Raw genomic sequence first — 24,696 nt, 5'->3', positions numbered from 1 at the left:
AGGCTAAACTAATACATTAAAAAAAGCGAAAACACAAAGGGTATTTTCGCTTTCTTAAAGTAAAAAATTAGACTAATGACGCAGGAGAAAACTCTTCATAAAAGATCTGTTGCTCATTTATATTCATGGCTTTTAAATCTCTTAACTGTTTATCTAAAAACGGACGAGGTCCACATAAATAATAATCTGCATTACTGTCAAAAGTATATTCTTTAATAGCAAATAAATCAACTATCCCCGAATAAACGCTTGCTTGAATACTTTCAGTTGGAGTTTGATCATAAAAGTAAATAGGCATTACTTGTGCACAGTTATTACTTATATAATTTAACTTATCCTTGAAGGCTTGAACCTCTTTATTTCTACAGCCGTGAATCCAAACGATATTTTCCTGAGTATTACCACTTAATTCAATTGCCTCTAACATAGATAACAAAGGTGTTTGTCCTATCCCTCCGCTAATAAACACTTTATCTCTATTATTCTCTTGTAAGACAAAATTGCCCGATGGCGAACTAATCATTATAGAATCTGCTTCATTTACATGATCGTGTAAATAATTACTAATCAGCCCATTCATATCCAATTGCTTTCCTACTTCTCTTTTTACAGATATGCGATAGTACTCGTGATTAGGAGCACATGAAATGGAATATTGTCTGATTTGCTCTAAGCCTATTTGCTCTAAAAATACCTTAACACTGATATACTGACCTGGCTGATGTAAAGCAACTAAGGCTCCATCCTTGGGAACTAAATAAAAGGAAGTAATCTCATCTGATTCTTCTACTTTGCTTTTAATGACAAACTCTTTCCATCCTACCCAATTATTCTGCTCATTCTCTTTAGCATGATAAATTTTACGTTCGTGACCTATCATGATATCAGCTAACTGTTGATAAGCTACAGCCCAGGCCTGTACAATTTCAGAAGTAGCAGCACTACCAAGAACTTCTTTAATAGAAGCTAATAGATGCGTTCCTACAATTTCATACTGTTCTGGCTGAATATGTAAACTGGCGTGTTTATGTCCAATCAAATCTACTACAGACATCAACTTTTCGGGTTGCGAAATATTCTCTGCATACCCCAACACAGCCATAGCTAAAGCCATTTGTTGTTTTCCTGCTCGTTGATTTCCCATATTAAATACATTTTTTAACTCAGGATGATGGTCAAACATTCTCAAGTAAAAATGTTTCGTCAACTCTAATCCCCTTTCTCTTAGCAACGGTACTGTTGCTAAGATTAACTGTTTTTGCTCTCCTGTTAACATGTCTTAGTTGTTTTATATTGTAAAATCAAAGTTAGAAGTTATACTACTGCCGTTCTTATGACTATAATCATAAGAAAAGTCAAAATATGTCTTACTTAGCATAAATCCACGAACAAACAATGGAGTTTTCATGACAAAAAGCCTTTAAAAAGACAAGAAAATACCCCTGACTACCATTTTTGCGAATATTTTAATCTCAAAGCCCTTCTTATATAATATATCTAAATAATATAACATTATTTAGAATGAATACAATTAAAAACAAATCAGTATTCTCCCAAATACTCAATATCCAAAATAAAAACAAAAACCTGTATATCAGCAATTTAAACCATCATTGAAAATGCTAATTTTTAACTAAATTTTAAATATTCAGATATTCAATACATTTGCATTTTATTTTAATTAAGTCTAAATAATGAAAACATTATTTCATGTAGTAAAGTCTTTATCTCATTACTTTATTTACATAAGCGTCCTGTTGATTGCAACAAATGTAGTCGCCCAGAGTTCTAAAACATTTACAGGGTTAGTATTAGATGCACATGGTAACCCTTTGGAATTCGCCTCTATCGCTCTTGACAACAACCAAGTGTATTACACTAACAGTACTGGTCACTTTTCTTTTTCAACAAGAAAAGAATTCGAACCTTTTAGTATTCACTATGCCAATAAAAAATCTATTTACATAAAGGATTTAAAAACATATCATTCTTACAATCAATCATTCACTATGATTGACTTATCCATCACCTTAGAGGAAATTAACATCACTGCTCCTATTCACAAAGCTCAATCAGGATCTAACTCTGCCATTATTATTGACAGAGAAAAAATCAGCGAAGCACAAGCTTTCAGTTTAAAAGATGTCTTAAATACTTTACCTGGTCATGCTACAGTAGCTCCTAATCTAAATACAGCACAAACTATCAATTTAAGAGGTGGAAGTTTCGACAAGTTTACAGGAGGTACTTTGCAACAAATGAATAACTCTTTTGGAGTTGCTATCATCATAGACGATGTCACTATCTCTAATGATGCTAATATGCAAACCCGTAGTTTGAATCAATTTGGATTGACTAATGCTTCTAATACAGGAAGTATCGCCAATTTAACCTATCAAGGAGTAGATTTACGCGAAATTCCAGTAGAAAACATCGAAAGCATAGAAGTTGTACAAGGGGTAGCATCAGCCAAATATGGAGAGCTTACCGATGGAGCAATCATCATTAATAAACAAGCAGGAAGAACTCCCTACAGTTTCACTACTAATATAAATAGAGGAGCCACCTCATATAGTTTGTCTAAAGGGTTTGGACTGCCAAACAAATGGGGAGCCATAAACTTATCTGTAAATTACTCCAAGAGTAATAATGACCCTCGAGATAATATCAAAGAATACAATCGCATAAATCAAAGTATACTATGGACAAAATCATTCTCATCCAATGTAAAGAATAACTTAAGTTTTAGCTTTAGTAAGAGGTTAGATGGTGTACGCGAAGATCCAGATGATCAACAAAGTCGAAAACTAAAAGCTACAGACGAATTTTTTAGATGGTCTAATCGTACATCGGTTCAATTCAATTCGCGCATTATTAAATCGTTAAATATTAACCTTAATGGTTCTTATGGAATTAGCAATACATATAATCAAGAGCGAATTAACAAAGGTCCTTTTCCAGTTGCAAACAGAGATACAACAGGGGTATACGAAGGTTATTACGTAGATGGTCGCTATATAGCTGTAGAAGAAATTCAAGGTAGGCCTTTGAGCTTAGGTTCAACACTTAATGTATCCTCTAATACCTTTGGCAACAAATTTGAACACTTAATCACTGCGGGAATTTCTCTTAATTACCACGACAATTTAGGTAAAGGAACAATCTATAAAGCAGATCAACCTCGATGGTTTCAAAACAACAACCAAAATGAACGTCCCTATGATTTCAGGAGAAATGAAGGACAAGCTAACTATGGTATCTATATCATGGACAACTTTAAATCCTATCTCTTTAATAAGCCATTAGATGGTAATATTGGTTTTCGAACAGATATTCAAAATGGAAAAGTTAGCTATCAACCGAGGGTAAATATAGCTTACCAATTAACTCCTAACAGCAGATTGACCTTAGGATATGGTATCGCGAGTAAATCTCCTTCTTTGGCACACCGCTACCCTGCTCCTATTTGGTTAGATTTCCCCCTGTTAAACTTCTTTGATGACTCGAATATTAATAACAGTTTGTACTTGGTTAAGACCGTAAAAATCGAGTCAGACAACAATCATCTTAAACCTTCTACCTCATCACAATTTGAAGTAGGATACACTTTTTCAAACAAATTCTTAACCAATAATTTCTTTGGCTACTTCAAGGATAACAAGAATGGTTTTGGTGTAAAGAAAGAGTATTTCCCAATAGATGTGCCCGAATACAGAGTTATCGGTGAGTTAGAAAAAGGCAAGCCTATCGAATATGAAGCGACTGGTAACTATAATACACTAACGAACTATAGTATACGAAGAATGACCAATAGTGTGCGTTCAAAATCTTTTGGATTTGACTGGACTGTATCTACGCAAAAGATAAAGCCTTTAAATATGTATGTGTCTTTATCTAACAGCCTTTCTTACAGTGAGTATTACGATCAAAATCCAACGTATAATGAAATTTCCGAAGAATCTTACAAACGAGATTACGGTGTGTACTATACTGTCTTTTATCCAGCCAAAACCAAGTCGCTCTCTTTGATGAGTAAACTAAGATTAACCTACCACATTCCTAAAATAGGATTTATCATAACGATGAACAGTGATATCTTTTGGTTTAGAAAAAGTTTAAATACAGAACAGAAATATGCTAATGAATATTTAGATGTTGCTATGCAACCAATTAAAGTCCAACTTCCCGAGGATATTCAACAAACTATTTCTACTGCTGGAAGTAATTATGAACAGCCAACATTCTATGTAATAAACCTCAATGCTACAAAAGAAATACGCAAAAATATAAGAATAGGAATAAACACCTATAACTTCTTTAATATCAGAATAAATAAAGAAAAAAAACTATCTGATGGAACCCGATCAGTGATCAACTACAACGCTCCATTCAGTATAACAGGATCAATATCAATTAAATTTTAACCTAAAATGAGAAACAACGTACTATTAACTTTAGTTCTAATCATTTCAATCTTTACAACAAGTTGTAGTAAAGATGATAACTCAAGTGATTTTGCCAACACACTCAATGTCAAATTTGTTGCATCTGTATCACAAGAACATACAAATTTAACTATTCCATTAGAAGGTACAACAATAGAGTTTACCAATAGAGCTAATGGAAACAAAAACACTGTTACGCTTGACAAAAAAGGGGAAGCAACTGCAAACCTAAGAGTAGGAAACTACAATATCATTGCAAAACAAACAATGAGCAAACAGGCATTTAACCAACTCATTGATGCATCGAAAAGCAAAGAAGATAAAATCGAGGATGACAGCATCACTTTCACAGCGAATATCGACAATCTTGCTGTTAACAATGCTGATGATATTAAAATAGAACTACAAATGAATAAAACCAGTCAATCTGGCTTAATTCTAAAACAAATCTTTTATGCCGGTTCAAGTCTTCAAGATGGTTCTGGATATAGAGATCAATTTATTGAAATCTACAACAATAGTGCAGAAACAAAATATGTAGACGGAATCATGCTTGTCATGCTTCACAATACTACGAATAGTCAAGCAAATGGTCCTGATGATACAAGTTACTTACCTACCCGTCAATACGATTGGACTAAAGCAACTGGTAATACAGGTAAAGGAAACCTAAACAATGACTATGTTTATGCTAAAAAAGTATTGAGATTCCCTGGAACTGGAACTCAATATCCTATTGAAGCAGGTAAAAGCATGATTATTGCATCGACAGCTATAGATCATACCAAAAACTTCATCATCGGTAAACCTTCAGAATTTGTTGACCCAAACAAAACAGTTGATTTAAGCCAAGCTGATTTTGATGTTTACGTCTTAGATTATTTACAAAAAGAATATGGCATAGATATTACTCAAGCAAAATATCGCTACAACCTAAATACTTTAGGTATTGCTAAAATGGAAGTGCTAAGAGTACAACAGAGTGATTTAGCAATGCGATTTGCTACAGATGATGGAATACTATTAGTTCAATTGCCGAAAGAAGTGGCAGTAGAAACCTTCCCTACTATCAAAGCTCCAAAAAATAATGATTCAACACTGTGTTTAAGAATTCCAGTGGAATATGTTTTAGATGGAGTACAAATTAGACATTCGAAAGACAGTCGTGTTGCTCCTCGTAAAGTACCTGAATCTATTGACAGAGGTAGTACTTTTGTTCCAAATGGAACTTATTCAAGTCAATCTCTATTGAGAAAGACAAAATACAAATTAAAAAATGGCCGTCGCGTATTACAAGACACTGACAATTCTACAGAGGATTTTGTAGTCATCGAAAAGCCAATTGTTTCTAAAGGAGAAGACTCTTTCACTAATTAATTCATGAGAACACTATTTATCTTCATCACTCTATTTTTCATTCAAGTACTAAGTGCTCAGAACTATTCTGAGCGCTTAGATCTTTGGCTTATTGAGAAAAACAAACGTTCCTATGTTCCTGAGCACATTCTATTTCTCAATCAACAGACCCAAGAGTATGGTCGTCTATCGATAGATTATACTAAAGAAAAGGGAAATTACAAGAAAAGTCAAGACGCTGAAAGCAATAGAAAATATGCCTTCTCAGCTGAAGGATTTACAGATATAAGTAAATTCAAAGTCTATGGGAAATTCACATATGCCAAAACATTCCATGATAAACTGGCTAATGATCTAAGAGGAGTGAAAGACGAATTTAATCCCTTCTACTTCTATGCCAATCATCCAAACAATTTTCAAAACCAACAATATTTAGCCAACACGTTATTTAGTTATGAGTTAATTAAACAAAGGGTATTTGTAGGATTTGGAATAGACTTTAACTACAATTGGACAACAGGAAATAACGACCCAAGACCCGATGTAGTAAACTACTTCATACGCTATAAAGCAGATATCGCATGGCATATAAACAAACACAAAATAGGAGTAGGATTCGCTTATGGAAAGGTGACGGAGGAAAACAATATTATGTATAAAAACAATGAATACAAAAGCAGTAATAAATACAAAGAACGCTTTTTGAATATCAGTCTTGGATATGGTGATATTGTTTTGAGTGACCAAAATCTCTTATTGGATCGCAAGACCAAAGAGAATTCATACACCTTTGCTCATCATTATAAAGCAAAAAAAGTAGAAACTGCGACTCTTATAAAAATGAGCTATTTTGACCAAAACGCAGAACTAAATAAGTATAAGCAAAGCTTTGATGTCTATAATCAATTTAAAAATGAACAACTTACTGTACAGAGTATACTTACTTTTACTCCTACAGAAAACAATCAATATCAATTAAGCCTAAAATACAACAATTACGACGGTAAAAACCTAAGACAAATAGAAGGTCTTAACTATAAAGTTGATCACTTCAATGCAAATGCTCAATTACTTGCTTCATTTTCTAAACTATGGAAGAATACTGATGTACAAATAGGTATAGATCACACTCTTTACTCTACTATTCGAAAAGATTTCGCCATAGGAGTATACAGCGAAGAAAAGCAATTATTAAACAAGATTATTTTGAATACTATAATTGATCAACCTAATCACTTTTATCAATTTAATATTACTCCCCTATACAGACTCAAGCTTGTTAATGACTTGACCATTCCTGAAACACAATACACTAATTTTACAGATCAAGTAGTCATTCCTAACTACCAATATAACAATGACAATGCCATGGGGCTACAAGGCGAAATTGGCTATGGAAACAAAACTTGGTTAAACCAATACAGTATATACTTGGGATTATCAGGACACTATCTTCAGTCAAAAGGACAAGATCGCAGTAGTATTAATCTTAGCTTAAAACTATATTTATAATGAACAGAGCTATCTATTTAGCTATCTTATTATTTTCTATTTTATTTTTTAGTTTTCATCGAATAGAAAAGCCTTATGCAGAATATCAAACTATTGAAGATTTGCGTCAAGCTTATGAAAAGCCAACGAATTTATGGCCGTCCCCTACATTAGATAGTACGGCAGTTTTCACAGAATTAGGAGCTTTGCTACCTGCTCCAAGACTACGTAAAGAAGATAAGTCAAAAGCAGAATTGGGCAAAATACTCTTTTACGACCCAAGGCTATCCTCATCGAACAAAATAGCTTGTGCTACTTGCCATATTGATACTGCACATTGGGCAGACAAAGAAACCTTAGCAATTGGACATGAAGATTTAGTAGGAACACGAAATACACCAAGCATAGAAAATGTATGGATTCAAAAAGAGCTATTCTGGGACGGAAGAGCTAATAGCCTACAAGAGCAACAAATCATGTCTATCGAAAATCACGTCGAAATGTTTCAAGATATAGATGAACTTCCCAAGAAGATTGCTGCAATAAAAGGATACAAAAAACAATTCAAAAAAGCCTACGGAACTAACAATATCACAAAGGATAAAATACTAAATGCAATTGCCTTATTTCAGCAGACCATTGTTTCTAATCCTACACCTTTTGATAGTTTCATTGACGGTGATTACAAGCAACTATCAGACCAACAAGTTCACGGTCTACACTTGTTTCGAACCAAAGCCAGATGTATCAATTGTCACAGCGGACCTTACTTTACAGATTTACAATATCACAACCAAGGTTTTACATTCTACAAGCGGAAAAGAGAAGACTTAGGGCGATTTAACGTTACACACAAAGCCTCTGATGTTGGCAAAATGAAAACTCCTGGATTGAGAAACGTCATGCATACAGCACCGTGGTTTCACCAAGGTATTTTTCCCAATATAGAAAGCGTCATTGCTATGTATAATGCAGGTATGAATATACCCCACCGCAGAGAAGAATACAAAAATGATACTTTATTTCCTGTTACTTCCCCGTTACTTAAAAGATTGAATTTAACCAAGGAAGAACAGCAAGCAATTATAGCATTTTTAGAAGCATTATCTTCTAAACCTATGCTAATAGAAAAACCAACATTGCCAAAATAAAGTACTGTGAACTAAAAACTCACAGTACTTTATTTTTTTCACTAAGCAATACATTACTAAAACAAAAAACAATACTTCATACCTTTGTGATTACAAAACAAATAACCAATTATTTTTTAATCACAAAGGATTTTTATCATGACCGATATCGAAGATAATTTTGTAATTTAACTCTGTTTTTCAGCACTGTAATATTTTAAATCATGGAAAGAGTTATCAAGCTTGTTTTAGCCATCATGCTATTGTTTTGTTTGTTACAAATGCCTTATGGCTACTATTCTCTATTGCGATTTGCGTGTTTTGCAGGTTTTGGCTTCTTAGCTTATTTAGCTAAAAAGAAGGATAATGATACGGAAATGTTTATTTTTGGAGCCCTTGCGCTATTGTTTCAACCATTTTTTAAAATAGCTTTGGGAAGAGCTCTATGGAATATAGTAGATATAATCGTATCGATTAGCCTTATTTACTCCATCTTAAATCACAAAGAACCAAAAGAAAAATAATATCCAAATGTTCAAAAAACACTTCTTACTTCTCTGTCTTGTCTGTACTTTATCCACTTTTAGCCAAGAAAAAACAGAAAGTGATACTCTAATTGCTTACGAGATAATCTACGTCAATAAAGAGGTGTTTGACAAACAGATTTTTTTGACAAATGTGGAATTGTTTTACACAGAGGAAGGTAAAACTTTTTATTTAGAGGGATTTAATCACACAGGAGAAAAAACTATAATCGCATTGAAATACGCGCAAACAAATAAGGGGATAGATTACTTTGAATTCTTCAACAATGAATATGAATTCATTAACGATGAAGAACAAGCCATTTTTTACTTTAAATCTAAATCTAAGCAAGTCAAAGACACCTCTGACTCCATGTATCGCGTAATACAGATACAAAAAAATTAGTAATCTTCGTACTTACTCTCCTTTTTGTGCTTTCTTGCGTAAAGTATAAAGGTAAAGACTTTCTACTTTCTCTCTGGCCCAAGGAGTCCTTCTCAAAAAAGTAAGTGAGGATTTAATACTTGGATCGTGTGTAAAGCAGCGGATATTAATCTGATCGCCTAACCCTTGAAAACCTCCATAATATTCTACTAATTCCTCTACTATATTTACTAACTTTTTTCCGTGTAAAGGATCTTTAGATTCCTGCATACTTCTTGTTTTTATTCTATGCAAAGATACACTTAATCTTACACCAAAAATCAGTGGCTTCCAATAAAAACCATTGTTGTGACGCACTGTATGTCTCTGAACGGATGCAAGTATTTATCCAAACTACATACACTGTCTATACTTCCCTGCCTCTCAGTTGTGAGCTAAGGGATACTTTCCTACAAACAAACTGGCGATCCAATTAACCATGTTGCAACTAAACACCAAATAAAGAAAAGTTTACATTTAAACAACTAATACAAAAAAGCAATAGCCATCTCCCTAAAAAAGACGTATAGCCAAACATATTAGGCCGGGGTAACTGGTATCGTTATAATAAAATGATATAAACAAGTGTACAGTTAAAATCAGAATTATAAACAATAACTGTACAGCTATAGTAGGACGAGACAGAGATTTTAGGGGGTGGTCGGCTTGTGGTCGCATACTATTGGGCAAAAAACATGCGACCACTATGCAATCAACTTCCCATCACCATGTGACCAATCGCTATCAGAATGCACAAAACCACTGCTCCATTTCTTTTGCCAAACAGCACAGCTTACCAAACAGCAACTTAAAAAAAGTATGAAACATAAAGCCTCCATTTTTCAAACATCAATACGCTGTGTTCAATTAGCTCTCAACAGCACTATAAAAATAAAAGGTCACAAATAGACATCGCCTACTTGTGACCTAACTCATTATATAGAAATGTAGTACTGTTACTACACTTTACATACTTATTTTAAAATGTGTAAATATCCAATGTATTTCCCTGTTCAAATACAACCTCAGCGTGCCCACTTGGTGCATCATAAGGAGCTTTCTCTAAAATAGAAGGGTTAGTTGGATAAGTTCCGTTAGTATACACCATTTTTTTCCACTCTCCACCTGACTTAACATTTAATATTTTCCACTCATTTTCCATAGTTGGCTCAACAAAAACAGCTCCCTCCATCACGGTAAACTTCGTGATCAACTTATACGTTGAATCTAACAACAACATAGTACACCCACCTGAACCACAGAAATATGAACCTGCAAGACTAACAAATATCTCTTTTTTTCCATCGTTGTTTAAATCTACTGGATACATTCTAAACTGGCGATCAGCTTCAGCGACCACTTTTAAATCAGCTTCAGTCAAAAACTCCGTTTTCAAGAAATCACTTACCCCTGTTGCCACTTCTGAAAGTGAAGTTTCAGCTTTTGACTCTTGTTGCTCTGTTACTACCTCTGCAGGAACTACTGTTGCTGCTTTCTGTTCTTTCTTACATGAAACAAACGCTAAACCTCCTAAAAGGATAGCAATCATACTAATTCTTTTCATACTTTAATTTTTTAATACTGACAAAGATGTATATTTAATTGATTGAACAGTGTCTTTTTAACAACAATTTGATAAACTATGCTCTCTTGCAGATTATTGCTTTCGACCTGCTATTCTCAATACATGAGCATTTCCTCTGTGGTAAAGGCCTTCGGTTAGTTCAACCTCTTTTTCCTCTAAGATATAGAAGTCAAAACCTTCAAAATCCTGCATTAATTCCGCTATGCTGTATAGCATTGCAACATTACCTGGACCACCAACATTGGGATTCTCTTTTTGTTTGACTGTATGTTTTTTTTCAAAAGCCTCCACAAGGAGTACCCCACCCTTTTTTAGATAAGTAGCTAATTGGCGATGGTAAGCCCTTCTTCTTTCTTCTGGAAAATGGGCGTAAATTAAAGCTAAGGCATCAAACTGCTCTTCTGTATAACGCAGTTCTTCTATATCACTAACTGTATAATCAATCGATACACTGAATCGCTCTGCTAACTGTAAAGCCTTCTGTTTTGCCTGTTGACTTTGGTCAAAAGCTGTTACTTGCCATCCTTGCTTAGCTGCGTAGACTGCATTTCGTCCCTCCCCTTCAGCGGCCATAAGTATATTTCCCTTAGATTTTATATCCCTTATTACATCACTAAAAAACGCATTAGGTTCAATACCATAGGCATACGTAGCTTCACTATATCTCTTATCCCAAAATTCTTTCATTCTTATTTGCTTTTTGCTTTTGATATCTTGGCTTTTGTTCCACCATTGATGACTTGAGTATATCCTTTGTTTTCTAAAATGCGTTTGGCTTGTCCACTGCGCATACCACTTCTACAAAATACAACAATTTTACTTTGCTGAGGTAATTTGTGTAATTGCCCCTCTAACTTATCCAAAGGAATATTCACTGCACCAGGTACAGAACCACTTTTAAACTCTCCCATTGTACGCACATCTACTAAGATTGCTCCTTCTCGAATATAGTTTGCCAACTGCTCGTTATTCCCGAATCCCAATAATTTATTGATAAAACTGATCATCTCTTTATTGTTTAAAAAGTAAAAATAGAGTTTCTATTCTAGGTTAAGTGTAACTTAGGTTACCCTGCATGAGAATATCTGGTAAAATGAGGCTTTTCAGCAAAAAGTATACGAACCATTTAGATAGGGCTGTGTTTTTGGAGAAGTACTCAAACTTTGGGATTCTGGGTTTTTAAATCAGATAAAAAAAACTTACTTTAGCACAGTTTAAAATTCATATTAATCATATAACAACACGATGAAACAAGTAACTTTAAATCACATACACGAAGGTTTAGGAGCTAAGATGGTTCCTTTTGCAGGTTTTAATATGCCTGTACAATATGAAGGAGTAAATGCGGAACACGAAACCGTAAGAAACGGAGTTGGGGTATTTGATGTATCTCACATGGGAATATTCAAAATCTCAGGACCAAATGCGTTGGCATTAATCCAAAAAGTTACTTCAAATGACGCATCTACTTTAGTAGACGGTAAAGCACAATACTGCTACTTCCCAAATGAAAAAGGTGGTGTTATAGATGATATCATTACGTATAGAGTGAATGAAAGCGAATACTTAATGGTGGTAAACGCGTCTAATATTGAAAAAGATTGGAATTGGGTTACTTCTCACAATGACGTAAATGCGACTTTAGAGAATTTATCAGATGGTTATTCAATTTTAGCTATTCAAGGTCCTAAAGCAATTGAATCAATGCAAAGCTTAACTTCTGTAAACTTAGCTGAGATTAAATTCTACAACTTTGTAGTTGACACTTTCGCTGGAGTAAAAGACGTAGTAATCTCTGCAACTGGATATACAGGTTCTGGAGGGTTTGAAGTTTACGTAAAAAATGAAGATATCGAAACAGTGTGGAACAAAGTGTTTGAAGCTGGTGCAAACTGGGGAATCAAACCAATCGGATTAGCTGCTCGTGATACTCTACGCCTTGAAATGGGGTACTGCTTATACGGAAATGAACTAAATGATGAGATTTCACCATTAGAAGCAGGTTTAGGATGGGTAACGAAGTTTACAAAAGATTTTATCGCATCTGACATTTTAAAAGCAGAAAAAGAAGCTGGTATTAAAAATAGATTAGTTGGTTTTGAATTGATAGGAAAGGGAATCCCAAGACACGACTACGAAATTGTAGATGCACAAGGAAATGTAATTGGAAAAGTTACCTCTGGTACACAATCTCCTTCATTAGGAAAGGGAATTGGTATGGGATATGTTCCTGTAGCATTAGCAACTGAAGGTAGTCAAATCTTTATCCGCATCCGCAAAAACGATGTTGAGGCAAAAGTGGTAAAAACACCTTTTTATAAAAAATAAGACAAAGTAAATGGGAGTTTAAAAATAAGCTCCCATTTTTTTTATGATATATATGAATAATACTATATTTTTGCACTATTAAAATTAAGTAACAATTTATTATGGGAAGAGCGTTTGAATTTAGAAAAGGACGTAAGCTAAAACGTTGGTCTGCTATGGCAAAAACGTTTACAAGAATCGGTAAGGACATTGTAATGGCTGTAAAAGAAGGTGGACCGAATCCCGAAGCTAATGCTCGTCTACGCGCTGTAATACAAAATGCTAAGGCAGCAAATATGCCTAAAGACAACGTAGAACGTGCCATTAAACGTGCTACAGATAAAGATACTGAAAACTATAAAGAAGTAATCTTTGAAGGATACGGTCCTCATGGTATTGCATTCTTGATAGAAACAGCAACTGACAACAATAATCGTACAGTAGCTAATATTAGAAGTTATTTCAATAAGTGCAATGGTACATTAGGTACTCAAGGATCAGTTGAGTTTATGTTTGACCACACTTGTAACTTCCGAATTCCAGCAGAAGAAGGCAGAGATTTAGAGGAATTCGAATTAGAGTTAATTGACTTTGGTATTGATGAAATTTTCGAAGATGAGGATGGAGTAATGATTTATGCTCCTTTTGAAAGTTTTGGTGCTATCCAAAAAGAATTGGAAGGTAGAGGAATTGAGATTTTATCTTCTGGATTTGATAGAATCCCACAAGTAACAAAAGAGCTTTCTGAAGAAGAAATAGCTGATGTGGAAAAACTATTAGAGAAAATCGAAGAAGATGACGACGTACAAAACGTTTTCACTACAATGGCATAATTTTGCGGCTTCGTTTGTATTAAAAAAAGACGAAATACTTATAATAGAGTATTTCGTCTTTTTTTATTCAGTCGTACTTAGTCAAATGAAATCGCTTAGGAGAATATCCAAAGTGCTTCTTAAAAGCTTTAGAGAAAGTTACAGAAGAAGAATAGCCTAAATCAAAAGCTATCTCTGCAATAGTATGATGTGCCTCTTCTAATTTCTTTATAGCGATATTCATTCTTCTATGTTGAGCATATTCAAATAAACCAAAATTGTATAAATGCTTAAACCCTCTCTTTAATTTATATTCATTTATAAAGAATAATTTAGATAGCTCCTCAGTAGTATAAAATTCGCGATAATTATGGTCGATGAAATCTTTTATATTAGATAATACTAATTCGTCTTCTATTGTCAGCTTTACGCCTAATTGTGACTTAGAACACTCCACTCTCCCTTCCTCTTTCTCATGTAATAACACAGATATTACTTCTAACACTTTGCCTTTTATATACACCTCTTTTGCTATCCCTTTGTAACTACATGTTTTAATCTCATTTAGTAATACTAAAAGTTCTTGTGTTACTTTAATATCCTTAATTAATCTACAGGTCTGGTCATTTTTTATCGCAGTAGTAAACTCTATAATAGTCTCATCATGCTGGCTCCATTCATTAAAGAACTCTAAAGGGAGATAGATATCTAGATGTTCATATATAGCATCTTTTTCAAATATAACATCCGCAATAGATCCTGTACTTAAATAAGTTAAATAACAATGAAAAGGCAAATACATATTAGGTATTCCATTTATAACATCTCTGACGATATGTTTGCCGAAAAAGAAACTTAACTCAACATACTCTATTTCTTCAAAGACATAGTGTAAGGCATAATTTTGTGTATATTTCAGATAATATTGGCGAATAACAATATCTGCAGAATCAAAAATATGATAGGTTACAAAAGTTCCTGAGTCATTAATTAATTCTTTTTTACTCTGGTTCATCTCGTTAGTTACCATATTCTCTAACTCAAAAAACTCAACGATCTGGTCACCTTTTTCCATAAAGCTACCTATTGATTACTAAACTGCTAATTTTTACTCCCTTTTGGCTAAGTCATTTCATAATATAGAGTCTACTTTTGCTTCCATATTCAAATTTATTAAATCTAAATTAATTATACGATGAAAAGATTCTTTTTAATCAACACAAGTAATAAACTCTTACTTTCAGGTCTATTATTGATCAACTTAAGTGTTTATGCCCAAGAAAAAGGAAACATCAGAGGAACAATAGTAAGCCATACTCAAGAAAAATTAGCGGGAACTACTGTTTCTTTAAATAACTACTCTTATAAAACAATATCAGATAATAACGGATATTATCTTTTAGAAAACATAGAATCAGGTAAATACCTTATCACTCTACAGTACAAAAATACAATTGCAAAAGACAGTATTATAATATCCGCAAATCAAACTACTACAAAAGATTTCATGCTATTTGATGATAACAGTGAAACTCTTGAGACAGTAGTGATTAATACTAACAAAAATATCCGCTCTTCTTCTTCTTTGCGAACAGCAGCTAACTTATTAGATGTTCCACAAAATATCCAAGTGATTGACAAAGGGTTAATGGATGATCAAATTAGTATGACAATGAGTGATGCTATTGCCCAAAATGTCAGCGGTGTAAGATCAGTATTGCATCAAGAACAGGCAAGTGCAGGAATATATGTACGGGGTTATAGTGCCAGTAACTTAAGAAATGGAATGGATATCTCTGGAAGTTTTGGTCCTATTAGAGAAGACAATACCTTCATAGAACGTGTTGAATTTGTAAAAGGACCTGCAGGCTTCATGATGGGAAATACCCAACCAGGTGGTTTCTATAATATCGTAACCAAAAAGCCAAAGGGTAGTAACAAAACGACTGTTAAAACTATTTTAGGTAGCTTTAATCTATATCGAGCAGAGGTAGATTTGGATACTAAACTAACAAAGGATGAAAAGCTTCTGTTCCGCATTAACGCAATGGCTACCAAAGCAAGTTCTTTCCAACTATATAATAAAAACAACTATTTATCCTTAGCACCTTCATTAAAATACAATATTAGTGATGATACAAATATTACCTTTGAATACATATTCAACTCTAATGAGTTTGAAGGTGGGTTTTCTAAATATGCTTATTCTAAAAAAGAGTTTAAAGAACTACCTCGCAAATTCACTTTTACTGACCCTATCGTAGACCCTACTATAGTTAAAGAACACAATGTATTTATTAATCTGAATCACAGATTAAGTGACGATTGGAATCTTACAGCCAAACTAGGCTATGTTGAAGCTACAATGGAAGGAGAAAGTTTATATTCAATCTACAACTCTATAGATGATAAGGGGAATGTACAAAGAGCTCTTTCAGTCAACGATGCTTATAACTCAGCTAAGGTTGGTCAAGTTTATATGAATGGTAAATTTAATATCACAGATAAGATTAAAAACAATGTGCTATTTGGTCTAGATATGGGACAAAAAGAGCATATGGCAGATTGGTCTCTTGTTTCTGATGCTAAAGGAAAAGCTATTCCTGTAGGTCCTTTATTTAATATCTACAATCCAGTGTATGGTAAACTTACTAAAAAAGATATTCCTACCTATGACCGTTCTCGTTCATTAAGAGAAAGAGCGGCAGGCAATATTCAAGAGTACAGCTATATCTCATTATATGTACAAGATGAGTTACTATTATTAGACGAGAAGCTTAGATTAGGATTTGGCGTACGCTATACCTCAACAGAGAAAACAACAAGTGCTTCTAAGGGAGATGTAGTAAAGAATCAAGCGTATACACCTCGCTTCAGTGTCACTTATAATATCTCCCCATCATTCTCAGCTTATGCCTTATATGATCAAAGCTTCCAAGAACAAGTTGGCCAATTAGAAAACAACAAGACAGCTGATCCTTCCAAAGGAACGAATAAAGAATTTGGATTAAAGAAAACATGGTTTGATAAAAAACTATTTACTTCATTAGCATTCTACCGAGTAGATAAAACAAATATCCTTACCCCACGTGATGCCTCTGCGAATAATCAAATCATGGTACAGAGTGGAAAAGCTACATCTAAAGGAGTAGAGTTTGACTTAAATGGACACATTACAGATGGCTTAACCTTGACAATGAACTATGCTTATACAGATGCTAAGATAACTAAAGATAATAATCCGGCTAAAAAAGGTCAGCTATTACCAGGAACTGCCAAACACAGTACAAATGCATGGCTTACTTATAGAATTCAATCAGGAACATTTGAAGGTTTAGGTTTCTCTCTTGGGTACCAATACCAAAAAGATCGTTCTCAAGCTCCTGTTCAAGCTAAAAAGTTTTTACCAGACGACTATTTCACTCTTGATGGAGGAATATCATACAAAAAAAACAACTATGCATTTAACCTAATTGTAAATAATATCACAGATAGATATAATTATGTAGGTCACTTTCCAGGTGCTTGGGGATATACACACTATGGATGGAGAGCTACTACACCACTCTCCTTTAAACTGAGTTTAGCATATTCATTCTAATAAATACAATCCCTTTCTAACATAGTTTCGAAAGGGATTATTGTTTTAAAAAAGCTATTCATCAATATTCGCAATATTTAAGGTACACTGTTCAATTTTTACTATTTTTGTTCGAAAATATTCTAAGGTATGAAATGGGAAGGCCGACGAGAAAGTAAAAACGTAACGGACAACCGAGGTAAATCAGCAGCAGGAAAAACTGCTATCGGTGGAGGTCTAATTGGTATTATAGCTATGCTATTGTACATTTTTGGAGGAGATACAGGTAAGCAAATTGCACCCGTATTAGAACAATTAAATACAGGCCAACAAACTGAGCAAGTAGAAACCAGAGCACTCTCTCAAGAGGAGGTTGCCATGGGTAAGATGGTTGCTGTTATGTTTGCTGACACAGAAGATGTGTGGCATAAAGTATTCAAGGAAAATGGACTCCAATACCGCGAGCCAAAGATGGAGCTATTTGACGACAAAGTAAATACAAAATGTGGAAGTGCAACAGCTGATGTAGGCCCTTTTTACTGTCCTGCAGATGAAACTGTCTATATGGATCTGCGCTTTTTTGAAGAACTTCACACTCGCTTTGGCGCAGAAAGAGGGAACTTTGCTATTGCTTATGTTATCGCTCACGAAGTAGGTCATCACGTACAAACGCTCCTTGGCACAAATAGTAAAGTACACCAAGCTCAACAAGGCTTAAGCAAGAAAGAAGCTAATAAATTATCGGTTGGTTTAGAATTACAAGCAGACTTCTACGCAGGAGTATGGACTAAGTACAATCAAAAATACCTCGAAGCCAAAGACATCGATATCGCCCTTAGTGCAGCCCAAGCTGTTGGAGATGACGCTATACAAAAAAGAGTAACAGGCCAAGTTAACCCTGACTCATTTACCCATGGTACTTCTAAACAACGCAAAGAATGGTTTATGAAGGGATATCATACTGGCGATATAAAAGAGGGTAACACCTTTGATTATATCAGATAAAAACAATTAATAATTACAAACAACAAATGGCTCTAAGCCAATGCTTTCAATGAATAACTTAAACGATATTTTAAAAAACATAAAAGAAAACGGTTATCAAATTGCTCCTTTTCAGGTAATGGGTGAAGCTTTTACTTATTATAAGCGCACTTTTCTATCTGTTATTGCGACACTGATGTTTATCATCTTTGGAACAATGTTACTTATTTCGAGTATTATCTCCAATAATTATGACTTAAACAAAGAAGATCAAAGTGTCATGCAGGAGCAATTAGCTGAGATCATGAACAACTTTTTAAATCTATTAATTACTACCCCTTATATCTACTATTATTATGTTGCAATGATCTTCTTAACAGCTATTGGAAGTATTGTCATGGCAGGTTTCTTTAAGCTCAATGCCGATGCTTCACATGGGAGGTTACCCCGTTTCTTAGGAGCATTCAAATATTTTTTAAGTATAAAAGGACTTTACGTTTTTATAGCAGCACTAATTGTTACTACAGTTTTTATGGCTATTTCTGTACCTTTTCAATTAATGGGACTAAGCATGGTTGCTCTTGCGATCAATTGGTTAGTACATACACTAACGATCTTTACTATTCCCTTAATTATTTTTGGAAACCGTAATCCGTTAGCCGCTATCAAAGACAGTATCATGGTAGTGAATAAACAACCAATTCCAATCATTTTAACGATTGTCTTGAACTACTTTTTATTGATGAGTAGTTTGTTTATTTTCTTGATTGGAATATTCTTATTTCTACCTTACTTGTTCTCAGTTTACTTTACACTGTACAAACAAGTCATAGGTTATTATCCAGAAGAAGGACAACCGAAACACTAATATAGATTCGCTAACAAATAGATAAACGGATAGAGCAAAAGCTACTATCCGTTTTTCATTATATAAAAACAACCAAACACAGAACTAAATAGTTAACCGAGCCATCCTTCTCTATCTAAACTTCTATACTGAATAGCCTCGCCTATATGGTGAGATAAGATATTACTTTGTTTATCGAATCTCCCAGTAACGAGTATAAAAGAGAGTACTATCTTAAAAAAGAGTAACTCACATGCTCATTGTTTGAGGCGTTTTGAATCAAATGTTCTTAATTAACTAGTTTGAACAACGCATTTAAAAACTATCCAACTAGACTCTACAAATTACTTATCAGCTCTAAGAGCACTTTGTTTATCAAATATCAATTTATCCTCAACAATGCGAGAGGTGTTCTTGTTAGTTACACTCCTAGATAAGCCCACCAAGCAATATCTAATATCTTACTTGTACTGTTTTGCTTCTATTGCCAATACGGCACTGCCAAAAACCTTTGTTAACATACATTTGAATATTATAATAATTTTTTCATAATTAATATAGTAACCCTCGGTAACATGAGCATACTTCAACATATTCGGCAGTTCACAGTGTAGAACTGCTCCACGAAAGGCAACACTTTTTACATTTGAAAATTAAATTTATACCTTTGCCTGCTACAAATAAAAAATATCATTTTAACCAAAGCAACTCATTGTCTTTAAATGAATTACAACAAAGACACCCAATAGTTATATTGTCAAATACTAAAGTTTGGCATTAGTATTGAGTATAATACTGTAGATTAAATCTCACCTTTTAACAATTAAAAGAATTTTTATACAAATGATAACAAATAGAAAAACGGTTTTAGTAGCACTTTCAGCTTTAATCATGATAGGAACTTTGATAGGGATAAACAGCTGTAATATAGGATCTTCAAAAACATTAGATCCTAAAGAAAATGCTCTTGCATTACCTATTATCACTGTTGATACTGCTACTGCTATTACAGTAAAAGACTATATCGGAAATATCGAAGGGAAAGTAAATGTGGAAATCAGACCACAAGTAGAGGGTATTTTGGAAAAAATATTTGTAGATGAAGGATCCTTTGTAAAAGAAGGTCAACCTTTGTTCCAAGTTGATCCACAACCATACCAAGAGGTATTAAACAATATGATCGCTACAGAAAATGTCGAGAAAGCGAAATTAAAGAATGCTAAGCTTGAAATTGACCGATTAAAACCATTAATCGACAATGAAGTAATTGCTGAAGTTCAGTTGGAAACAGCTAAAGCAAATTACGAAATTGCTCGCGCTTCTTTAGCAAAAGCTTCTGCTGCTGTTGCAAGTGCGCAAATCAACTTAAATTACACGATTATCAAAGCGCCTGTAAGTGGGTATATCGGAAGAATGCCTAAGCGTATTGGTAACTTAGTATCTAAAACTGACAAAGAGCCTCTAACTGTTCTTTCAGACGTAAGTGAAGTTTATGTATACTTTGGAATGAGTGAATCAGACTTTTTATACTTCAGTAAAGACAATCCAAATAAGGCAGATTCAACAAGTATCACCAACTCTGGTCTAATGTTGCCTGAGGTTACCTTAATCTTAGCTGATGGACATGAATACGCTGAAAAAGGGAAAGTAGATATGATTAATGGACAGGTAAACCGCACTACTGGTTCTATCTCTATTCGCGCGTCATTTCCAAATTCTAAAGACGTCATGCGTTCTGGAAATACAGGTACTGTAAAAGTGAAAGAAACTAAGCCAAGTGTCATCATGGTACCGCAGGAAGTAACTACTTCTATTCAAGATAAAACATTTGTTTACATCTTAGATAAAGAAGACAAAGTTAAATTACAATCAATCGAAGTAGATGGAGTATCTGGTTCAAACTTTATTGTACCTACAGGTTTAGCAGTAGGAGATCGCGTAATAAGAACAGGTTTTGACAAGTTAACGGAAGGGATGTATGTAAAGCCTATCCAATAATTTAATACACAAAACAAAAACCAAACTCAAACAAATATCACCTTACAAATTAAGATAATATGTTAAAAGCCATTATAAACCGTCCTATACTTGCTACGGTAATATCGATCATGTTCGTATTATTGGGCTTAGTTGGACTTACATTATTGCCTATAACTCGTTTTCCAGAAATTGCTCCACCAAGTGTAACTGTTTCTACATCTTACCCTGGTGCCAATGCGGAAACTGTAGCACAAAGTGTCTTATTACCTATTGAGGAATCAATCAATGGGGTTGATAATATGACTTATATTAGTTCTAAATCAAGTAACAGTGGTTCTGGTACAATCAACGTATTCTTTAAAGCAGGAACAGATCCTGATCAAGCAGCCGTGAATGTGTCAAACCGCGTGAGTAAGGCTTCAAGTGATTTACCTTCGGAAGTAAACGAAAATGGTATTTCAGTAACCCCGCGTCAGAGTGGTAATATTATGACTATAAACTTTTATAGTGACCACCCTGAGGAGGTATATGACGAAACGTTCTTACAGGCCTATACTCAGATTAACATCAACCGTGAGTTACTACGTGTACCTGGAGTTGCTTCTGTAGGTCGTATTGGAGCACGTGACTACTCAATGAGAACTTGGTTAAACCCAGAGAAGCTTGCCTTGTACAGCTTAACACCTCAAGATATTATCGCTGCTATAAAAGATCAAAACTTTGAAATAGCACCTGGTAATTTTGGGGAAACTTCAGACGAAGCTTTTGAAACAGCATTAAAACACAAAGGGAGATTTAGCCTTCCTGAAGAATATGATAATATAGTAATCAAAACCAATAAAGACGGTTCTGTATTAAAGCTTAAAGATGTAGCAAGAGTAGAATTTGGCGCATCGAACGTGGGTAGTGATAACAGTGTAAACGGTTATCCTGGTCTTACCATGAACATCACCCAAACAGCAGGATCTAATGCAAGAGATATTGACATTGCTGTTCGAGAAGTATTAGAACGAGTTTCAAAAGCTTTTCCAAAGGGAATTCACTATGAGATAAGTTATTCTGTGAAGGATCAAATTGACGAGTCAATTAGTCAAGTACAACACACTTTATTTGAAGCTTTCTTCTTAGTATTTATCATTGTTTACATCTTCTTGCAAGATTTTAGATCGACGATAATCCCAGTTATTGCTATCCCGATTTCATTAGTAGGTACTCTATTCTTTATCTATTTGATGGGGTTCTCAATAAACGTGCTTACAATGTTTGCCTTGGTACTTGCCATTGGTATTGTAGTGGATGATGCCATTGTAGTTGTGGAAGCAATCCACGAAAAAATGCATCAAACTGGACTCAAAGCCAAGGAAGCTACCATATCGACGATGAGTGAAATTACTAGAGCGATTATCTCTATTACACTTGTGATGTCTGCCGTGTTTTTACCTGTTGGTTTTATGCAAGGCCCAGCTGGTATCTTCTACAAACAGTTTGCTTATACCTTAGCCTTTGCAATTTTAATTTCAGCTGTAAATGCCTTGACTCTAAGTCCTGCATTATGTGCTTTGTTTTTAAAACAACCATCAGGCGAAGAATATGCAGCTAAGAAAGAACAAAACAAATTTAAACGAGTAAGAGCTAAGTTCTTTTACTCTTTCAATACAGCTTTTGATAGCTTTACTAATAAATATGTCGAGACAATCAAAAAGCTAATTACAAACAAAAAGGTAGCTATCTCAGGTTTAGCCCTAATCATTGGACTTGGTGTATTCTTTTTATACAAAACACCATCTTCATTTATCCCAAGAGAAGATGATAGTTATATCACTTACTCTTTGGCTATGCCTCCTGGAGCATCTCTTGCGCGTACCAAAATAGTATTGGCTAAAGCTGATAGTATCTTGCAAAAGAGAACTGATATCGAAGGAATGACGGCTATCTCAGGATATAACGCTATTGATGGAAATGCCAGCCCGTCTTTCGCCGTAGGCTTTATTAACTTAAAACCTTATAAAGAAAGAGGGAAAGTAAAAAACATCGACAAGATCATGGCAGAGATCCACAGAGATTTATCTGTAATCAACGAAGCGACATTCAACGTATTCCCAAGACCAACAATTCAAGGGTTTGGTGATTTTGGAGGTATTGAATTTGTACTTCAAGACCGTATGGGTGGTGGATTTGATGAGTTTAGTAAAATGGCTGATCAAGTAATCAGTCAACTAAATGAAAGACCTGAAATAGACAATGCGTTTACCTCTTTCAAAGCTAATTTCCCACAATATCTCTTGGAGATTGACTATGTAAAAGCAAAATCACTTGGAGTAAGTGTAAAAGATTTATTAACTACAGTTAAGAACTATTACGGACGTGTAAAAGCAGGGGACTTCAACAGATTTGGTCGTACTTATAGAGTATATATGCAGGCAGACATTGAGTACAGAGAAAGTCCGCAATCATTCAGTTCTATCTATGTGAAAAACAAAGACGGTGAAATGCTTCCTGCCAATACGCTAATCAAATTGAAAAAAGTATTAGGACCACAAACCGTAACAAGATACAACTTGTACAATGCCATTTCAATCAAGACAAATCCTGCACCAGGATATAGTACAGGAGATGCGATGAAGGCTATTGACGAGGTAACTTCTAAGATGCCAGGTAACTATTCGTACGAATACACCGGTATGTCATTGGAAGAAAAAGACTCAGGAAGTCAAGCAGTATTAATTTTTGCATTGAGTATAATCTTTGTTTACTTCTTATTGTGTGCACAATACGAAAGTTATTTATTGCCAATAGCAATTCTATTGACAGTACCAACAGGATTATTAGGAGTTGCTTTATTTGTCAATTTAGCAGGCTTGCAAAACAATATTTACGTTCAAGTTGGATTAATTATGCTAATTGGACTTTTAGCTAAAAACGCCATCTTGATTGTGGAATTTGCATTACAGCAACGCAAAAATGGTTTATCTATCTTTGATGCGGCTGTAGAAGGTGCTAAGATGAGGTTAAGACCAATCTTAATGACTTCGTTTGCCTTCGTAGCGGGATTGATTCCATTGATGTTTACTGTTGGACCTTCTGCTCAAGGTAACCACTCTATTAGTTTCTCTGCTGCAGGTGGAATGTTATTTGGAGTAGTAGCAGGTATTTTTATTATCCCAGTACTATTCTATGTTTTCCAGAATTGGGATGAAAAACTAAAAGCAAAATTTACTAACGACTAACAGA

Annotated in this window: 19 protein-coding genes; 13 read left to right on the top strand and 6 right to left on the bottom strand. The window is 34.4% G+C overall.

Annotated features, from left to right (window positions below; all coding sequences use genetic code 11):
• Positions 1-67 precede the first annotated feature (67 nt).
• Positions 68-1,276, bottom strand: coding sequence for an NO-inducible flavohemoprotein (gene hmpA, locus GOQ24_RS04860; RefSeq protein WP_155091244.1), 1,209 nt, complete (start codon positions 1,274-1,276; stop codon positions 68-70).
• Positions 1,277-1,694: 418 nt separating this feature from the next.
• Between hmpA and GOQ24_RS04855 the strand changes: the two genes are divergently transcribed.
• The 6 genes from GOQ24_RS04855 (at position 1,695) to GOQ24_RS04830 (ending at position 9,352) form a co-directional block, all read left to right on the top strand.
• Complete coding sequence (locus GOQ24_RS04855; protein WP_155091243.1) at positions 1,695-4,424, top strand: TonB-dependent receptor; 2,730 nt, start codon at positions 1,695-1,697, stop codon at positions 4,422-4,424.
• 6 nt (positions 4,425-4,430) lie between these two features.
• Positions 4,431-5,822: a DUF4876 domain-containing protein gene (locus GOQ24_RS04850; protein ID WP_155091242.1), complete on the top strand. Its 1,392-nt coding sequence runs from the start codon at positions 4,431-4,433 to the stop codon at positions 5,820-5,822.
• A 3-nt stretch (positions 5,823-5,825) separates the two neighbouring features.
• Positions 5,826-7,313 (top strand): DUF6850 family outer membrane beta-barrel protein, encoded by a 1,488-nt coding sequence (locus GOQ24_RS04845; RefSeq protein ID WP_155091241.1) that lies wholly within the window; start codon positions 5,826-5,828, stop codon positions 7,311-7,313.
• Positions 7,313-8,443 carry a cytochrome-c peroxidase gene (locus GOQ24_RS04840; RefSeq protein WP_155091240.1) on the top strand — a complete coding sequence of 377 codons (1,131 nt, stop codon included), beginning with the start codon at positions 7,313-7,315 and terminating at the stop codon, positions 8,441-8,443. The genes GOQ24_RS04845 and GOQ24_RS04840 overlap by 1 nt, the downstream gene beginning before the upstream one ends.
• Positions 8,444-8,646: 203 nt before the next feature.
• Positions 8,647-8,946: a DUF6804 family protein gene (locus GOQ24_RS04835; protein ID WP_160339221.1), complete on the top strand. Its 300-nt coding sequence runs from the start codon at positions 8,647-8,649 to the stop codon at positions 8,944-8,946.
• A 7-nt stretch (positions 8,947-8,953) separates the two neighbouring features.
• Positions 8,954-9,352: a hypothetical protein gene (locus GOQ24_RS04830; protein WP_155091238.1), complete on the top strand. Its 399-nt coding sequence runs from the start codon at positions 8,954-8,956 to the stop codon at positions 9,350-9,352.
• 12 nt (positions 9,353-9,364) lie between these two features.
• On the opposite strand, the gene GOQ24_RS04825 is transcribed toward GOQ24_RS04830, so the two are convergent.
• The 4 genes from GOQ24_RS04825 to GOQ24_RS04810 form a co-directional block, all read right to left on the bottom strand.
• Complete coding sequence (locus GOQ24_RS04825; protein ID WP_155091237.1) at positions 9,365-9,601, bottom strand: VF530 family DNA-binding protein; 237 nt, start codon at positions 9,599-9,601, stop codon at positions 9,365-9,367.
• 748 nt (positions 9,602-10,349) lie between these two features.
• Positions 10,350-10,934 carry a hypothetical protein gene (locus tag GOQ24_RS04820; protein WP_160339220.1) on the bottom strand — a complete coding sequence of 195 codons (585 nt, stop codon included), beginning with the start codon at positions 10,932-10,934 and terminating at the stop codon, positions 10,350-10,352.
• Positions 10,935-11,027: 93 nt separating this feature from the next.
• Positions 11,028-11,642: a class I SAM-dependent methyltransferase gene (locus tag GOQ24_RS04815; RefSeq protein ID WP_155091235.1), complete on the bottom strand. Its 615-nt coding sequence runs from the start codon at positions 11,640-11,642 to the stop codon at positions 11,028-11,030.
• Positions 11,643-11,644: 2 nt separating this feature from the next.
• Positions 11,645-11,962 carry a rhodanese-like domain-containing protein gene (locus tag GOQ24_RS04810; protein ID WP_160339219.1) on the bottom strand — a complete coding sequence of 106 codons (318 nt, stop codon included), beginning with the start codon at positions 11,960-11,962 and terminating at the stop codon, positions 11,645-11,647.
• A gap of 238 nt (positions 11,963-12,200) precedes the next feature.
• Here GOQ24_RS04810 and gcvT point away from each other — a divergent pair, with 238 nt between their 5' ends.
• The gene (gcvT, locus tag GOQ24_RS04805; protein WP_155091233.1) at positions 12,201-13,283 is read left to right on the top strand and encodes a glycine cleavage system aminomethyltransferase GcvT; all 1,083 of its coding nucleotides are present in this window, start codon (positions 12,201-12,203) and stop codon (positions 13,281-13,283) included.
• A gap of 101 nt (positions 13,284-13,384) precedes the next feature.
• Positions 13,385-14,095: a YebC/PmpR family DNA-binding transcriptional regulator gene (locus GOQ24_RS04800; RefSeq protein WP_155091232.1), complete on the top strand. Its 711-nt coding sequence runs from the start codon at positions 13,385-13,387 to the stop codon at positions 14,093-14,095.
• Between the two features lie 67 nt (positions 14,096-14,162).
• Here the strand turns inward: GOQ24_RS04800 and GOQ24_RS04795 are convergent, their stop codons facing one another.
• Positions 14,163-15,149, bottom strand: coding sequence for a helix-turn-helix transcriptional regulator (locus GOQ24_RS04795; protein ID WP_160339218.1), 987 nt, complete (start codon positions 15,147-15,149; stop codon positions 14,163-14,165).
• A gap of 120 nt (positions 15,150-15,269) precedes the next feature.
• On the opposite strand from GOQ24_RS04795, the gene GOQ24_RS04790 reads away from it, so the two are divergent.
• The 5 genes from GOQ24_RS04790 to GOQ24_RS04765 all read left to right on the top strand — a co-directional run bounded on the left by GOQ24_RS04790 (position 15,270) and on the right by GOQ24_RS04765 (position 24,692).
• Positions 15,270-17,675: a TonB-dependent receptor gene (locus tag GOQ24_RS04790; protein WP_160339217.1), complete on the top strand. Its 2,406-nt coding sequence runs from the start codon at positions 15,270-15,272 to the stop codon at positions 17,673-17,675.
• A 129-nt stretch (positions 17,676-17,804) separates the two neighbouring features.
• Positions 17,805-18,659, top strand: coding sequence for a neutral zinc metallopeptidase (locus GOQ24_RS04785; protein ID WP_155091229.1), 855 nt, complete (start codon positions 17,805-17,807; stop codon positions 18,657-18,659).
• A 49-nt stretch (positions 18,660-18,708) separates the two neighbouring features.
• Positions 18,709-19,506: a hypothetical protein gene (locus tag GOQ24_RS04780; protein ID WP_155091228.1), complete on the top strand. Its 798-nt coding sequence runs from the start codon at positions 18,709-18,711 to the stop codon at positions 19,504-19,506.
• A gap of 822 nt (positions 19,507-20,328) precedes the next feature.
• Positions 20,329-21,483, top strand: a complete 1,155-nt coding sequence (locus GOQ24_RS04770; protein WP_155091227.1) for an efflux RND transporter periplasmic adaptor subunit — start codon at positions 20,329-20,331, stop codon at positions 21,481-21,483.
• Positions 21,484-21,542: 59 nt separating this feature from the next.
• Positions 21,543-24,692: an efflux RND transporter permease subunit gene (locus GOQ24_RS04765; RefSeq protein ID WP_155091226.1), complete on the top strand. Its 3,150-nt coding sequence runs from the start codon at positions 21,543-21,545 to the stop codon at positions 24,690-24,692.
• Positions 24,693-24,696 lie beyond the last annotated feature (4 nt).

It is taken from the genome of Myroides sp. LoEW2-1 (assembly GCF_009767705.1).
Lineage (GTDB): Bacteria > Bacteroidota > Bacteroidia > Flavobacteriales > Flavobacteriaceae > Flavobacterium > Flavobacterium album_A.
Note: the sequence above shows the minus strand (reverse complement) of the source record. Positions and strands in the feature narration are given on the sequence as shown.